We start from the raw sequence: 14,864 nt of genomic DNA on the forward strand, positions 1-14,864 counted from the left end.
TCCTGTGGATTGGGAAAATGTGACGGGCGCAGTGCCTGACGATCAGCGACGGCAGCAGTCGCCCCGAGCGGCTCCTTCGGCTCGGACTAGTCGTGACTGCCTGGCCGGGCATCGGCCGTAGGCCAGTAATAGGCGTCCGGCATGGCGCGTGCACCGAAGATGGCCTGACCGACACGTACCACGGTCGCCCCTTCTTCGATGGCGATTTCGAAATCGCCGGACATGCCCATGGACAGCTCCTCCAGCCCGATACCGGCCGGTGCGTCCTGGCGCAGGCGCTCGCGCAGTTCGCGCAGCCGCACGAAACAAGGGCGGACACGGGCGACGTCGGCCGAGAACAGTGCCAGTGTCATCAGCCCGCGCACGCGTAGCGCCGAGAACGCAGGTAGCGCACGCAAAAAGGCAGCGACCGCTTCGGGTGGCAGGCCGTACTTGCTGACCTCTCCAGAGGTATTGACCTGGACGAACACATCCATCCGCCGTCCCTCGATTTGCAGGCGACGGTCCAGCGCCTCGGCCACACGCAGGCTGTCCAGCGCTTGGAATTCGCTGGCAAAACGAGCCACTTGCTTAACTTTGTTGGTTTGCAAGTGGCCGATGATCGACCATTGCAGGTCAGCCAGATCAGCCATGGCTTCCCATTTGCGCTGCGCTTCCGCACCTTGTTCTCGCCCAGTAGCCGGCAGCCTGCGGCGTAGGCCAGGCGAAGTTGTGCTTCGTCAAAGGTTTTGCTCACCGCCAGCAGGCGCACGCTCGCCGGATCACGACCGACACGCCGGCAGGCGCTGGAAATGCGCTGCTGCACTGCCGCCAGATTGCGGCGAAAGTCCTCAACGCTGTTGGCCTGTGGGTAGCGGCCGTGGGACTCGTGCAGGGCTGGGGTGACCTCTTCAATAGAGACTTTCATCGGTTGGCGACTCCTTCGCGGGCAATAGCGATGGACAGAGTCTACGGATAAACTGGCCTGCCAAAGCAGGCCAATTTATTCCTATAGAGCAGACCGCATGGCAAAAACCTTCGAGCTCGAAACGCTGAAGATTCGACTCAACGATGCCGAACTTCAGATGCTGGATCTGCATCAGCGGATTCAGCGCGCCCTGCGCGCACTGATCCTCGATGGCGCCCTTGACGCAGGCCTGAAGCTGCCGGCAACCAGGGTTTTGGCCAAGACGCTGGGCGTTGCCCGTGACACGGTGGAGAACGCCTATGTGCAATTGCACCGGGATGGCTTCATCGTGCGGCGCGAGGGCTCGGGCAGCTATGTATCGGAGACGGTTGGCACCGAGTTGCGCGGGGCTGCGCGTCGGCATAGGAAATTGCAAGACAGCCAGCGCAGCGAGGCGACGCCAGGATCGGGCTTGAGCCGGCGCGGTCGGATGATTTTCGACAGTGGTGGCGTGGCCGATCAACAGGTCATCAAGGCCTTTGCCACAGGGCTGCCGGAAACCCGCACCTTCCCCACCGATCTATGGGAACGCCTGCAACGCCAGGTCATGAAGGACTACCGGGGTAACATCCTGCTGCACGGCGACCCGCAAGGCGCCGAGCCTCTGCGCAAGGCGATCGCCACCTACTTGAACCTCGAACGCGGGGCCAAATGTTCCCCCGAGCAGATCCTGGTGTTGAGCAGCACTCGCCAATCGCTGTTTCTGTGCGCGCAGTTGCTCGTGGATGCCGGCAAACCAATCCTGCTGGAAAACCCGGGCTACTACGGCGCCAGGAAGGCCTTCGAAACGGCAGAGACCAAGGTCGTGCCCATTGACGTCGATGCACTGGGTATACGCACCGACCTGCTACGGGCAGATCGCAGCGGCGCCAGCTGCGTCTATGTGACGCCTTCGCATCAATACCCCACCGGGGCAACCTTGCCGCTGGAACGCCGACTCGAGCTGATCAACTGGGCGGCCGAGCATGGCAGGTGGATCATCGAGGACGATTACGACAGCGAGTTCCACTACGACGGGCTGCCGACCGCATGCGTGCAGGGCCTGGACAAATACCAGCGCACGATTTATCTCGGTACCTTCAGCAAAACGCTCTATCCGGGGTTGCGGATGGGTTACATGGTGCTGCCTTTCGAACTGGTCAAAGCCTTCACCTACGCACGCAGCATCATGGACGGCCACACACCACAGATCCTTCAGTTGACCCTGGCTCGCTTCATGGAAGACGGTCACTACAATGCCCATGTCCGGGCCATGCGCAAACTCTACGCCGGACGCCGTACCACCCTGCTCGATGCCATTGGCAAGCACCTGGACGGAATCGTTACCGCCTTGCGCCCACAAGGCGGGCTGCAGATTCCCTGCCTGCTGGCCGATGGCTGGTCGGAGGAAAAGACCCTCCGCCAAGCGGCCAGTGCGGGCGTGCAGCTGCCCGGCCTCAGCCGGCTGTACGCCGGCGACGAAAAGAAACAAGGTTGGCTGTTGGGGTACTCGTCCTTGACCGCCCATGAAATCGAAGCGGCCATGCGGCGGCTGGCCAACGCGCTGAGCAAAAAATAGACCGACACATGGCGTTCGACGCTCAAAACGCATCCCTTTTTTGTCGGTAAAAAAGCACTTCGATGGCCATATATGCCTGGCCGAGGTCGCTGCCGGAACAATAATCCGGCGCCAAAAAGGCATTATGGTCCGGATCCTGCTTGCTTTTTTTCCAACAACCCAAGCTGTCACGTGTGCGTCATGACCGGGCCGCAAACTGGCTCTGTCCGCCAACAACAGCTTCATAAAAACAAGGACGAAGGTATGCCCACACAAAACCCTCATCGTATCGTCGGCCTGTGCACTTCCAGCAAGGTGTACAACGTGCTGACCGAACTCAAGCAACTGGAAGGCCACCGCAGCGCCAAGTTCCTTTCCCTGCTGGCGGAAAACCTGGTGCGCAAGGGTCTGCTCAATGAGCAGGAAGTGGTGCACATGCTCGATCTGGTCGTCGATTGAGCGGCATCGATTCCTACTATTGAGCCGGTTGATTTTTCGTTACCCCCACTGAGTCGTAAGGTAACCCCATCGATTGATGGAGGTTTCCCATGCCCAAGGTTCAAATCATGTCTGTCATTGGCAGCGCCGTCCCCGCCCCACTCCGGGAACTCGGATTGCTGGCCTGCTGGTATCTGGTGCAGGACGGCGTGACCATCAGCGGCCCGCTGACTTCACTGCCCGCCGCCCAGGCCCTGTCGCAACGTATCGGCCCGTACCTGCTGAGCGCCTAAGGCAACTGCACCCGCGGCGTGGTTTCGACGAACAGGGCCCAACACGACATGAACAGCGCGGCGATCAGCGGCCCGATCACGAAGCCATTGAGCCCGAACACCGCCAGCCCGCCCAACGTCGAGACCAACACCATGTAGTCGGGCATCTTGGTGTCCTTGCCCACCAGGATCGGCCTCAGGAAATTGTCCACCAGGCCGATCACGAACACCCCGAACAGCGTCAGTACCACGCCCTGCCAGATCGCCCCCGAGAGCAGGAAATACACCGCCACTGGCGCCCAGACGAGGCCCGCCCCCACCGCCGGCAATAACGACAGGAACGCCATCAGCACCGCCCAGGGCAACACCGTTGGAATCCCCAGGATCCAGAAGATCAGCCCACCCAGCGCACCTTGGCTGATGGCGACCAGCAGGTTGCCTTTCACCGTGGCCCGCACCACCCGATTGAACTTCAACTGCAGGCGGCGCTTCTGGTGTTCGGCCAAGGGAATGGCCGTGCGCACCTTGCGCACCAGCTCCGCGCCGTCGCGCAGAAAGAAGAACAGCAGGTAGATCATCACGAAGAAGCTGACCAGGAACTGAAAGGTCCCCTGGCCGAAACTGAAGGCTTGGGTGGCGAAGAACTCGCTGCCCTGCATCGCGCTCTTGACGATCTTGTCGCGCAAGCCGTTCAGGTTGCCCAGGCCGAAGCGATCCAGCAGGTGCTGGAAGTACGGCGGCAAGGCATCCTTGAAGCGGGCCAGGTAATCGGCAATGTCCAGTTCTCCGCTTTCCAGGCTCTTGTACAACGCCGCGCCTTCCTGGACCAACAACGTACTGATGATGATCACTGGCAAGATCGCGCTGACCACACAGATGCTCAGCGTGAACAGCGAAGTGACATTGCGGTGCCAGCCGAACTTCAACTGCAAGCGACGCTGCATCGGCGCAAAGACGATGCCCAAGATCACCGCCCAGAACACCGCGCCGTAAAACGGCAGCAGAATCCAGATGAAGGCGATGGTGACCAGCACCAGGAGCAACATCTGGGCTTTGTTTTGCAGCAACTTTCGATTCATCAGCTTTCCATGTCCAAAGGCGGGATACACATTAGTCAGCCAGGACGCGCCGGAGTGCCTTCGCGTTTGCCCTGTGCCTTTGATCCAGATCAATAACGCCTGGCCGAGCATGGGCTACCCTCGCCGCCTTTTGCGATCCGACGCCATCATGACCCTCGCCGCCCCCGAACTGCTGGCCCCCGCCGGCACCCTGAAAAACATGCGCTATGCCTTCGCCTACGGTGCCGATGCGGTGTATGCCGGCCAGCCGCGCTACAGCCTGCGGGTGCGCAACAACGAATTCGACCATGAGAACCTGGCCTTGGGTATTGCCGAGGCCCAGGCCATGGGCAAGCGCTTCTATGTGGTGGTGAACATCGCCCCGCACAACGCCAAGCTGCGCACCTTCCTCAAGGACCTCGAACCGGTGATCGCCATGGCGCCGGACGCGCTGATCATGTCCGACCCGGGGCTGATCATGCTGGTGCGCCGGCATTTCCCCCAGATGCCGATTCACCTGTCGGTGCAGGCCAACACGGTGAACTGGGCGAGCGTCGAGTTCTGGCAGCAGCAGGGCTTGAGTCGGATCATCCTTTCCAGGGAACTGTCCCTGGAGGAAATCGCCGAGATCCGCGAGCAGGTGCCGGCCATGGAGCTGGAAGTGTTCGTCCACGGCGCGCTGTGCATGGCCTATTCCGGACGCTGCCTGCTGTCCGGCTACTTGAACAAGCGCGACGCCAACCAGGGCAGTTGCACCAATGCCTGTCGCTGGAAATATTCGGCGCAACCGGCGGTGGAAAACGCTGTGGGCGACATTGTGCAGACCTATCAACCCGAGCCGACCCTGGGCCTTGGCGCGCCCACCGACCAGGTGTTTTTGCTTCAGGAAGCCAACCGCCCGGGAGAATCCATGCCGGCCTTCGAGGACGAGCACGGCACCTACATCATGAATGCCAAGGACCTGCGAGCCGTGCAGCACGTCGAGCGCCTGGCGCGCATGGGCGTGCATTCGCTGAAGATCGAAGGGCGGACCAAGTCGCACTTCTATTGCGCGCGCACCACCCAGGTGTATCGCCGAGCCATCGATGACGCGGTGGCCGGCCGGGAATTCGATCGCAGCCTGATGACCGACCTGGAGTCCCTGGCCCAGCGCGGCTACACCGAAGGTTTTCTAAGGCGCCATGTGCATGATGAGTATCAGAACTACCAGAACGGCAGCTCGGTATCGGAGCGCCAGCAGTTCGTCGGCGAACTGACCGGCGAACGGCGTGAACGCCTGGCCGAAGTGCGGGTGAAGAACCGCTTTGGCCTGGGCGACCACATGGAATTGATGACCCCCAAGGGCAATTTTCACTTCGACCTGCATCAGTTGCAGAACGTCAAAGGCCAGGGCATCGAGGTAGCACCGGGGGATGGACACGTGGTCTACGTGCCGATTCCGGATGCGGTGGATCTGCGGTTTGGGTTGTTGATGCGCGATGTGCGCGAGCCATAGCCCCTGTGGGAGCGAGCTTGCTCGCGATGGCGGTGCGTCTGCCAAATGAATGTTGGCTGATCCAACGCTATCGCGAGCAAGCTCGCTCCCACAGGGTTTTGTAGCGGTTTGCACCTGTGAAGCACGGCAAGAACTGCCGAAGGCTGCGATCCTTCTTTCTCGATAAGACCCGGTTGCCCAGGTGAAAACATCTGGATCGAGAGCAAAAGATCGCAGCCTTCGGCAGCTCCTGCCGCGACGGGATCAGATTCGGAACTGCCCGACCAGCTTGCCCAGGCGCTGGCCCAGGTCGGCCAGGCTGCGGGAGGTCTGGGCGCCGAGTTGGGTTTCGTCGGCGACGCTGTCCACGGCCACGGCGATCTGATGCACGCTGCGGTTGATTTCCTCGGCCACCGCGGTCTGTTCTTCGGCTGCGCTGGCGATCTGGGCGTTCATCGAGTTGATGGTGCCGATCAGTTGCGCCATGGTGTCCAGGGAGGCGCCCGCCTCGTTGGCCCGTTCCGAGGTGCCGTCGCCGGCCTCACTGGAACGGCGCATCGCTTCCACCGCTGCGTGGGTGCCCGATTGCAAGCGGTCGATCATGCCCTGGATTTCCTGGGTGCTCTGCTGGGTTCGGCTGGCCAGGGCCCGCACTTCATCGGCCACCACCGCAAATCCACGCCCCGCCTCGCCGGCACGCGCGGCCTCGATGGCGGCGTTGAGGGCCAGCAGGTTGGTCTGCTCGGCAATCGAACGAATCACCCCGAGCACGCTGACAATCGAGGCCACGTCCTGCTGCAGGCTGTCCAGGGACACGCCGCTGCTGCGGATATCGTTCACCAACGCATGAATCTGCTGGATGCTGCCGGCCACCACGCGCTTGGCCGATTGCCCTTCTTCGTCGGTCTGCTGGGCCGCGACGGCGGCGCCCTGGGCGCTGCGGGCGACTTCCTGGGCCGCCGAGGACATCTCGTTGATCGCCGTGGCGACCTGATCGGTTTCGTGGCGCTGGCGCTCCATGGCCAGCTCGGAACGCTGGGCCTGCTCGGAAACTTGCGTCACCAGCCCGGTCAGTTGTGAGGTCATGTCGGTGATCTGCCGCACCAGGCCGTGGATCTTGTCGACGAAGCGGTTGAACGAACCGGCCAGTTGGCCCAGCTCGTCCTGGCTGGTGATGGTCAACCGACGGGTCAAGTCACCCTCGCCCGCGGCGATGTCGTCGAGGTTGTCCTTCATCAGGTGCAGGGGACGCAGGATCGTGTTGGCGAGCACCAGGCCCACCACCGCAATCACCAGCAACACCACCGTGGCGATCCCGACGATGCTCAAGATCACACCTTGCAGGCGATCGTGGACCTTGGCCTCCACCAACGCCACCTGGGCTTCGATGCCGTCCAGGTTGACCGAGCTGCCGACCGCCAGGTCCCACTTGGATAGGTAGTCGGTGTAGCCGAGCTTGGGCACCAGGTCTTTGCTGCCGGGCAGCGGCGAGCTGTATTCCAGGTAATGCGTCCCGTCCTTGGCGACTTTCACCAGGTCGCGGTTGACGTAGACACCGTTCGGGTCGCGGTTGTCCTTGAAACTCTTGCCCACGCCATCGGGGCTGTTGGCCTTGAACAGACGAATGGTCTCGGAGTCGTAGCCGAAGAAATAGCCGTCCTTGCCGTAGCTGATATTCGACAGCAGCTTGATCGCCTGGGCACGTGCCTCGTTATCGCCAGGCGCGGCGGCATCGTAGAGCGGCTTGATGGCGGTCAGGCCCACCGCCACATAGTTCTGCAGCGTAGCCTTGGCCTCGCTGAGCAGGCGCTCGCGGGTTTGCTGGACCTCTTTGACGGCCTGTTCCTGCAGAATGAAAGCCGTGGTCAGGCTGATGATCACGGCGGACAGCAATACCGGCAGTATCGCAAGGGACAGGACTTTAGCCTTCAGGCTCAGGCGCATGCTGTTCACTCTTGTAGGTGTTATTGGCGTGGTTAGCTGTATTAACGGCACCGCGCGGCAAAACTGTAGGACAAGGTGAACAGGGTCTAAGAGAAGGGTTGGATTTGGGGGCCCCCTTCGCGAGCAGGCTCGCTCCCACAGGGGAACGCATTCCATTGTGGGAGCGAGCCTGCTCGCGATGAAGGCGACTCGGTCTTGGGTTACAAGACCATCGCCGCCACCCAACCAAACACCAGCAGCGGCAGGTTGTAGTGGATGAAGGTTGGGACCACGGTGTCCCAGATGTGATGGTGCTGGCCGTCGATGTTCAGGCCCGAGGTCGGGCCCAGGGTCGAGTCCGAGGCGGGCGAGCCGGCATCGCCCAGGGCGCCGGCCGTGCCGACGATGCAGACGATCGCCAGCGGGCTGAAGCCCAGTTGCAGGCACAGCGGCACGAAAATCGTCGCCAGGATTGGCACCGTGGAAAACGACGAGCCGATGCCCATGGTCACCAGCAGCCCCACCAGCAACATAATCAGCGCGCCGACGCCCTTGTTGTGGCCAATCCAGGCCGCCGAGGTTTGCACCAGGCTCTGGACTTCACCGGTGGCCTTCATCACTTCGGCAAAACCTGAGGCCGCGATCATGATGAAGCCGATCATCGCCATCATCTTCATGCCTTCGGTGAACAGGTCGTCAGTCTCGCGCCAGCGCACCACCCCCGACAGCGAGAAAATCAGGAACCCGACCAGGGCGCCGATGATCATCGAGTCCACCAGCAGTTGCACCGCGAATGCCGCCGCCACCGCACACCCGGCCACCATCAGGCTCAGCGGGTTGTAGCGCACCGCCACTTGCTCGACCCGGGCAATTTGCTTCAGGTCGTAGACGCGCTTCTTGCGGTAGGTAAAAAACGACAGCGCCAGGCCGAACACCATGCCCAGCGCCGGAATGCCCATGGCATGGGTGACGTTGATGCCGCTGACGTCCACACCGCTGCGGGCGATGTTGGCCAGCAGGATCTCGTTGAGGAAGATATTGCCGAAGCCCACCGGCAGGAACATGTAGGGCGTGATCAGGCCGAAGGTCATGACGCAGGCGATCAACCGGCGGTCCAACTGCAACTTGGTCAGCACATAGAGCAGCGGCGGCACCAGCAGCGGAATGAAGGCGATGTGGATCGGCAAAATGTTCTGGGAGGCGACCGCGACCGTCCCCAGCAGACCGATCAGCACCCATTTGACGCCCGAGCCACCCGCGGCATCCTGGCGATCCACCAGGGCCAGGGCTTTGTCCGCCAGGGCATGGGCCATGCCGGACTTGGCAATCGCCACGGCGAAGGCACCGAGCAAGGCGTAGGATAACGCCACCGTCGCACCGCCCCCCAGGCCGGCGTTGAACGCCTTGAGCGTCGCCTCGATTCCCAGGCCACCCGTCAGGCCACCCACCAACGCGCCGACAATCAGCGCGATCACCACATGCACGCGGGCCAGGCTGAGCACCAGCATGACGCCAACCGCGGCAATTACTGCATTTATCATCATTACCTCAAAGCACAGCGATGGAAAGCCACCGGACAAAAAGGTCGCGACTTTGCAGCAAGCGGCGGCAAGCTGCAAGGGCCGTGGGGCGGGTTTTCAGGTGTTCGTAATATCCGCATCCACCATTCCCCCTGTGGGAGCGAGCTTGCTCGCGATGGCGGTGTATCAGGCAATGATGCATGGACTGTCAGACCGCTATCGCGAGCAAGCTCGCTCCCACAGGGGGGTGGACTTCAGCGCTTGGGCAATTCGATCACCACCTTCAAGCCGCCCCACTCACTGTCATCCAGCGCCAGCAGGCCGCCCCAGGTGTCGACGATGTCCCGCACGATGCCCAGGCCCAGGCCGTGCCCATCGGTCTGTTCATCCAGCCGCGTGCCGCGGCTGAACACCTGGTCGCGGCGATCCTTGGGAATGCCCGGGCCATCGTCCTCCACGGCCAGGCTGAACCCCTCGGCGGCCTCGGTCATGGTCAGGCGCACCTCGGCGTCGGCCCATTTGCAGGCGTTGTCCAGCAGGTTGCCCAGCAATTCCAGCAGGTCTTCACGGTCCCAGGGCAGGTGCAGGCCTGGCGGGGCGACGTAGCTCAGTTGCAAATGTTCGCCGTGGATCATGTTCAGCGTGTCCAGCAACCCCGGCAGCTCCGCGTCGCAGTCCAGGTGCGCGCCAGGCAAGGCATCGCCGGACAGGCGAGCGCGATTGAGCTCCCGGTTCAGGCGCTGGCGGACCTGTTCCAGTTGCCCGAGCAATAGTTTGCGCAGCTCGGGATACGGGTCGAGCTTCTCGTTCGACGCCAGGCTTTGCAGCACCGCCAGCGGGGTCTTCAAGGCATGGCCAAGGTTGCCCAGGGCGTTGCGCGAACGCTTGAGGCTGTCTTCGGTGTGGGCCAGCAGATGGTTGATTTGCGCCACCAGCGGTTCCAGCTCCCGTGGCACCTGTTCGTCGAGTTGCGAACGCTGGCCACGCTGCAACTGGGCTATCTGTTCCCGTGCCCGGTCCAGCGGACGCAACGCACGGCGCACGGTGATGCGCTGCAGCAACAGAATCAACAGCAGCCCCGCCAACCCGAGACCCAGGCCGATCTGCTGCATTCGACGGAAACTGTCGCGCACCGGCGTGTAGTCCTGGGCCACGCTGATGGAAATCGACTGGCCCAGCCGTCGATAGTCGGTGCGCAGCACCAACAGCTTCTGGCCCTCCGGCCCCAGTTGCAGGTTGCTGTGCAGGCCCGGGTGGTCGAGCCGCGGCAATTCCTGGTCCCACAGGGAACGGGAGCGCCAGTGCACGTCGGCAAAATCGATGCGGAAATAGTGCCCGGAAAACGGCCGCTGATAGGCCGGCGACAGGCGCCGCTCATCCAGTTGCAGCCCCTGCGGGCCGCGCACCAGGGCCACCAGCAGGTTCTCACTGTCGTTGCGCAGCCCGGCTTCCAGGTAACGCTGCAAGCCCAGCTCGAACAGCCACAGAGTGGTCTGTGCCAGGACCAGGCCGACCACCACCATCACACCGATCAGCCCCAGGCTCAGGCGCCGCTGGATGGATCTCACTGCGCCTGCCCGCCGAACAGGTAACCCTGGCCGCGACGGGTTTCGATCACGCTGCGTCCCAGCTTGCGCCGCAGGTGATTGACGTGGACCTCCAGCACGTTGGAATCGCGCTCAGTCTCACCGTCATACAGGTGTTCGGCGAGATGGCTTTTGGAAAGGATTTGCTCGGGGTGCAGCATGAAATAGCGCAGCAGGCGGAATTCGGCGGCGGTCAGCTGAATCTCCGCACCGTCACGAATCACGCATTGGCGGCCCTCATCCAGGTGCAGCCCCGCCGATTGCAGCGTCGGTTGGTTGACCTGGCCGTGGGAGCGGCGCAGCAACGCCTGGATCCGCAACTGCAGCTCTTCAGGATGAAAGGGTTTGGTCAGGTAATCGTCGGCCCCGGCCTTGAGGCCTTCGATGCGCTCGGCCCAGGACCCGCGGGCGGTGAGGATCAGCACCGGCGTGCTCAGGCCGCCGGCACGCCATTGGGCCAGCACGTCGAGTCCCGGCACGCCCGGCAAGCCAAGATCGAGGATGATCAGGTCATAGGGTTCGCTGCTGCCCTGATACACCGCGTCGCGACCATCGGCGAGCCAGTCGACGGCGTAACCCTGGCGAGCAAGCCCGGCCATCAGTTCGTCAGCCAGGGGCACGTGATCTTCCACCAGAAGCAGGCGCATCAGTCTTCCTTATCTTTGAGTAAGCGGCCGGTCGCGGCCTCCAGGTCCAATTCGCGCACGACGCCCTCGGTATCCAGCAGCTCGACCTCATAAATATAGACGCCGTGTTTCTCCTCCAACTCGGCTTCCAGCAGTTTGGCGCCAGGGTGCAGGTCCAGCGCCTGTTGCAGCAGTTGCTCCAGCGGCAAGATCACACCCTGCTGGCGCAGTTGCAGGGCCTCGTCCTGATCCAGGTCCCGGGCCATGGCCAGCGAACAGAATGCCAGCAGCGCCAGCGCCCATCGGCTGCGGGCGCGCAGATTAAGCTTCATTACGTATCCTGCTGATTCTTGAGTTCCTCGCCGTTGGTGGCGTCGAGTTCAACGTCCCACTTGATACCCTTGGCATCGCGCAGGTCCACCTTGTAAATGTACTTGCCGTATTCCACTTCCAGCTCGGTATCGGTCACGGTGGCGTCTGGATGTTTGGCCAGGGCAGCAGCGTTAAGTTTTTCAAAGGACAGGATGGTACCAGCGTCTTGAAGTTTGCGGGCTTCGTCCGTGTTCAGGTCTCGTGCGTGAACCAGGTGGGTACCGAATGCCATGAGGGTCGCGATGAAAAAGGCAGTCAGGCGGTTCATGGGTTATCTCCTTCTTATAATCTTTACCGGGGGGGACTGTATCGGGATGAACTTAACTGAAACTGAATCGCCATCATGGAACCCACATCAATGTGGGAGCGAGCTTGCTCGCGATAGCAGTCTGTCAGCAGGCATTGAAGTGACAGTTCCACCGCCATCGCGAGCGAGCTCGCTCCCACAGGGTTGTGTGTCGTTATAATCAGCTGCTTACCCGTATTCGAGGCCGGTATGACCGCCATTCACATCAAGTTCCCCGCCCTCACCCTCAAGGCCGGCCCGCGTGCGTTCGGACGGATTCGCCAGGCCGGCTTGAACGCCGCCGACGTCGGCATCCTGCCGGGCGCAGCCGGTGGTCCGAAGGCATTGGGCATCCAGGGATTGGACCTGGCGCTGTTCGGCCAATGGCTGCCCGCCGCGCCCCGGGAGCGCTCGCTGATCGGGGCCTCGGTGGGTGCCTGGCGCTTCGCCAGCGCCTGCCTGCCGGACGCCGCCGAGGGCATCCGGCGCCTGGGCACCTTGTACAACGAACAAAGCTTCGCCAAAGGCGTGACCATGGCCGGGGTCAGCCAGAGTTCGCAACGCATGCTCGATGATTTGCTCGACGGCCGCGACGCTTCGATCCTCGATAACCCGCGATACCGGCTCAACATCATGGTGGTCAAGAGCCACGGCCTGCTGGCCCAGGATCATCGCGGCCGGCTGGGCCTGGGCTTGTCGTCGGTGATCGCCGACAACCTGCGCGGCCGGGCGCGGCTGTCGCGGCATTTCGAACGGCTGATCATCCATGACCCGCGCCTGGCCCCGCCCCTGCATCCGTTGAATGACTTTCCGTCGCGCTTTGTTCCGCTGGCCGCCGGCAACCTGCGCCAGGCCCTGTTGGCCTCGGGCTCGATCCCGATGGTCATGGAAGGCGTGCGCGACCTGCCCGGGGCCGGGGCCGGCACCTTCCGCGACGGCGGTTTGCTGGACTACCACCTCGACCTGCCGTACAGCGGCGAGGACATCGTGCTGTACCCGCACTTCACCGACCGGGTCATTCCCGGCTGGTTCGACAAGGGCCTGCCGTGGCGGCGGGGCAACGTCGACCGCCTGCAAGACGTGCTGCTGCTGGCGCCGTCCCGTGAATACCTGGCGCGCCTGCCCTACGGCAAACTGCCGGATCGCAACGACTTCAAGCGTTTCATGGGCGATGACCCGAGCCGCCGCCAGTACTGGCGCACGGCGATGGACGAGAGCCGCCGGCTCGGTGATGAGTTCCTGGAACTGACGGCCAACGGCCGGTTGGGCGAGCGTTTGCTGACCCTTTAGTCAGCACGGTCGCGCAACGCCGTTATCAAACTGATAAACTGCGCCGCCTGCCTCGCGACCGATATCTAAAGAGCCCGAACCTGTGGAAATTTTCAAAGAGTTTACCTTCGAGTCCGCCCACCGCCTGCCCCACGTGCCGGACGGCCATAAGTGCGGCCGCCTTCACGGCCACTCGTTCAAGGTGGCGATCCACCTGAGCGGCGACATCGACCCGCACACGGGCTGGATTCGCGACTTCTCGGAAATCAAGGCGATCTTCAAACCGCTCTACGAGCGCCTGGACCACAACTACCTCAACGACATTCCTGGCCTGGAAAACCCCACCAGCGAAGTCCTGGCCAAGTGGATCTGGAATGAATTGAAGCCATTGCTGCCGGAACTCAGCGCCATTCGCATCCATGAGACCTGCACCAGCGGTTGCATTTACCACGGCGAATAAAACAGGCACTGCTGGGAGCCTTCTGTGACAGGGGGCCTCTGTGGCGAGGGAGCTTGCTCCCGCTGGGGCGCGAAGCGGCCCTGAAACCTGGTGGTACGGTGTTGCAGGTGGATTGAGTGGCGCCTATTGGAGGGGCTGCTTCGCAGCCTAGCGGGAGCAAGCTCCCTCGCCACAAAGGTGTTTTTACCCAGTAATTGGCATTGGCCTATGCTCTACCCCGAACCATTTTCAGGGGAATATCGAGCATGACCCACTGGCCGCTGGATCAGGTTTACGACTTCAACGGACACCCCATCCGCTACGCCATCCACGGCGATGGCCCGCCGCTGGTGTTTGTCCACGGCACGCCCTTCTCTTCCTACGTGTGGCACCGCATCGCCCCGCTGTTCTTTGCCACCCACACGGTGCATTACTTCGACCTGCTGGGGTATGGCCAGTCCGCGCAACCGGATGCCGATGTGTCCCTCGGCGTACAGAACCAGGTGTTCGCACAACTGCTGGAGCACTGGCGCCTGGATTGCCCGGACGTGGTGGCCCATGACTTTGGCGGCGCCACAGCCCTGCGCACGCACCTGCTCGATGGCAAGGACTACCGCAGCCTGACCCTGATCGACCCGGTGGCCCTCTCGCCCTGGGGTTCACCCTTTGTGCAGCATGTACGCCAGCATGAAGCTGCCTTCAGCGGCCTGCCCGACTACATCCAGCGGGCGATCGTGCCGACCTATATCCGCGGCGCGATCAAGCGGGACATCCCGGACGCGGAACTGGCGCCCTACGTGCAGCCATGGCTTGGCGAGCCGGGCCAGGCGGCGTTCTACCGGCAGATTGCACAGATGGACGAGCGTTACACGCGCGAGGTCGAGGGCTTGTACCCGACCGTGCGCTGCCCGACCCAGATACTGTGGGGCGAGGATGACCAATGGATCCCCATCGAGCGCGGTCGTGCCCTGCACCGGCTGATTCCAGGGGCACAGTTGCACCCTGTTCCGAACGCCGGGCACCTGGTCCAGGAAGATGCGCCGGAGGCCATCGTCGCGGCGGTGTTGCGGTTCCTGGCGTTGCGTTCCCCGACCTGAAAAACACTGCATTCCCCCAGT

14 protein-coding genes and 2 pseudogenes are annotated in these 14,864 nt (G+C 62.6%); 7 read left to right on the forward strand and 9 right to left on the reverse strand.

Going from position 1 to position 14,864, the window contains the following annotated elements; translation table 11 throughout:
* Window positions 1-86: 86 nt before the first annotated feature.
* Window positions 87-907: pseudogene (locus LQ215_RS03700) on the reverse strand (YggS family pyridoxal phosphate-dependent enzyme).
* 97 nt (window positions 908-1,004) lie between these two features.
* Here LQ215_RS03700 and LQ215_RS03705 point away from each other — a divergent pair.
* The 3 genes from LQ215_RS03705 (at window position 1,005) to LQ215_RS03715 (ending at window position 3,214) form a co-directional block, all read left to right on the forward strand.
* The gene (locus LQ215_RS03705; RefSeq protein ID WP_230147462.1) at window positions 1,005-2,504 is read left to right on the forward strand and encodes a PLP-dependent aminotransferase family protein; all 1,500 of its coding nucleotides are present in this window, start codon (window positions 1,005-1,007) and stop codon (window positions 2,502-2,504) included.
* Between the two features lie 243 nt (window positions 2,505-2,747).
* Complete coding sequence (locus LQ215_RS03710) at window positions 2,748-2,942, forward strand: hypothetical protein (RefSeq protein ID WP_003203896.1); 195 nt, start codon at window positions 2,748-2,750, stop codon at window positions 2,940-2,942.
* An 89-nt stretch (window positions 2,943-3,031) separates the two neighbouring features.
* The gene (locus LQ215_RS03715) at window positions 3,032-3,214 is read left to right on the forward strand and encodes a hypothetical protein (protein WP_003203898.1); all 183 of its coding nucleotides are present in this window, start codon (window positions 3,032-3,034) and stop codon (window positions 3,212-3,214) included.
* Here LQ215_RS03715 and LQ215_RS03720 read toward each other — a convergent pair.
* Window positions 3,211-4,272 carry an AI-2E family transporter gene (locus LQ215_RS03720; protein ID WP_230147463.1) on the reverse strand — a complete coding sequence of 354 codons (1,062 nt, stop codon included), beginning with the start codon at window positions 4,270-4,272 and terminating at the stop codon, window positions 3,211-3,213. The genes LQ215_RS03715 and LQ215_RS03720 overlap by 4 nt on opposite strands.
* A gap of 148 nt (window positions 4,273-4,420) precedes the next feature.
* Here LQ215_RS03720 and trhP point away from each other — a divergent pair, with 148 nt between their 5' ends.
* The gene (gene trhP, locus LQ215_RS03725; RefSeq protein WP_230147464.1) at window positions 4,421-5,746 is read left to right on the forward strand and encodes a prephenate-dependent tRNA uridine(34) hydroxylase TrhP; all 1,326 of its coding nucleotides are present in this window, start codon (window positions 4,421-4,423) and stop codon (window positions 5,744-5,746) included.
* 243 nt (window positions 5,747-5,989) lie between these two features.
* Here the strand turns inward: trhP and LQ215_RS29650 are convergent, their stop codons facing one another.
* The 7 genes and pseudogenes from LQ215_RS29650 to LQ215_RS03755 all read right to left on the reverse strand — a co-directional run bounded on the left by LQ215_RS29650 (window position 5,990) and on the right by LQ215_RS03755 (window position 12,020).
* Complete coding sequence (locus tag LQ215_RS29650; RefSeq protein WP_436839556.1) at window positions 5,990-6,811, reverse strand: methyl-accepting chemotaxis protein; 822 nt, start codon at window positions 6,809-6,811, stop codon at window positions 5,990-5,992.
* Window positions 6,812-6,847: 36 nt separating this feature from the next.
* Window positions 6,848-7,825: pseudogene (locus LQ215_RS29655) on the reverse strand (cache domain-containing protein); the annotation flags it as partial.
* 44 nt (window positions 7,826-7,869) lie between these two features.
* Window positions 7,870-9,186 carry a Na+/H+ antiporter family protein gene (locus LQ215_RS03735; protein WP_230147492.1) on the reverse strand — a complete coding sequence of 439 codons (1,317 nt, stop codon included), beginning with the start codon at window positions 9,184-9,186 and terminating at the stop codon, window positions 7,870-7,872.
* Window positions 9,187-9,422: 236 nt separating this feature from the next.
* Window positions 9,423-10,736, reverse strand: coding sequence for a sensor histidine kinase (locus tag LQ215_RS03740; RefSeq protein WP_230147466.1), 1,314 nt, complete (start codon window positions 10,734-10,736; stop codon window positions 9,423-9,425).
* Window positions 10,733-11,401, reverse strand: a complete 669-nt coding sequence (locus LQ215_RS03745) for a response regulator transcription factor (RefSeq protein ID WP_230147467.1) — start codon at window positions 11,399-11,401, stop codon at window positions 10,733-10,735. Before LQ215_RS03745 ends, LQ215_RS03740 begins: the two co-directional genes overlap by 4 nt.
* Window positions 11,401-11,712, reverse strand: coding sequence for a PepSY domain-containing protein (locus LQ215_RS03750; protein ID WP_230147468.1), 312 nt, complete (start codon window positions 11,710-11,712; stop codon window positions 11,401-11,403). Before LQ215_RS03750 ends, LQ215_RS03745 begins: the two co-directional genes overlap by 1 nt.
* Window positions 11,712-12,020, reverse strand: a complete 309-nt coding sequence (locus LQ215_RS03755; protein ID WP_230147469.1) for a PepSY domain-containing protein — start codon at window positions 12,018-12,020, stop codon at window positions 11,712-11,714. Before LQ215_RS03755 ends, LQ215_RS03750 begins: the two co-directional genes overlap by 1 nt.
* A gap of 228 nt (window positions 12,021-12,248) precedes the next feature.
* Between LQ215_RS03755 and LQ215_RS03760 the strand changes: the two genes are divergently transcribed.
* The 3 genes from LQ215_RS03760 to LQ215_RS03770 all read left to right on the forward strand — a co-directional run bounded on the left by LQ215_RS03760 (window position 12,249) and on the right by LQ215_RS03770 (window position 14,843).
* Complete coding sequence (locus LQ215_RS03760; RefSeq protein WP_230147470.1) at window positions 12,249-13,328, forward strand: patatin-like phospholipase family protein; 1,080 nt, start codon at window positions 12,249-12,251, stop codon at window positions 13,326-13,328.
* Window positions 13,329-13,410: 82 nt separating this feature from the next.
* Window positions 13,411-13,767, forward strand: coding sequence for a 6-carboxytetrahydropterin synthase QueD (gene queD, locus LQ215_RS03765; protein ID WP_003203918.1), 357 nt, complete (start codon window positions 13,411-13,413; stop codon window positions 13,765-13,767).
* 245 nt (window positions 13,768-14,012) lie between these two features.
* The gene (locus LQ215_RS03770) at window positions 14,013-14,843 is read left to right on the forward strand and encodes an alpha/beta fold hydrolase (protein ID WP_230147471.1); all 831 of its coding nucleotides are present in this window, start codon (window positions 14,013-14,015) and stop codon (window positions 14,841-14,843) included.
* The last annotated feature ends 21 nt before the right edge of the window (window positions 14,844-14,864 follow it).

Source organism: Pseudomonas brassicacearum (genome assembly GCF_918698105.1).
GTDB lineage: Bacteria > Pseudomonadota > Gammaproteobacteria > Pseudomonadales > Pseudomonadaceae > Aquipseudomonas > Aquipseudomonas brassicacearum_F.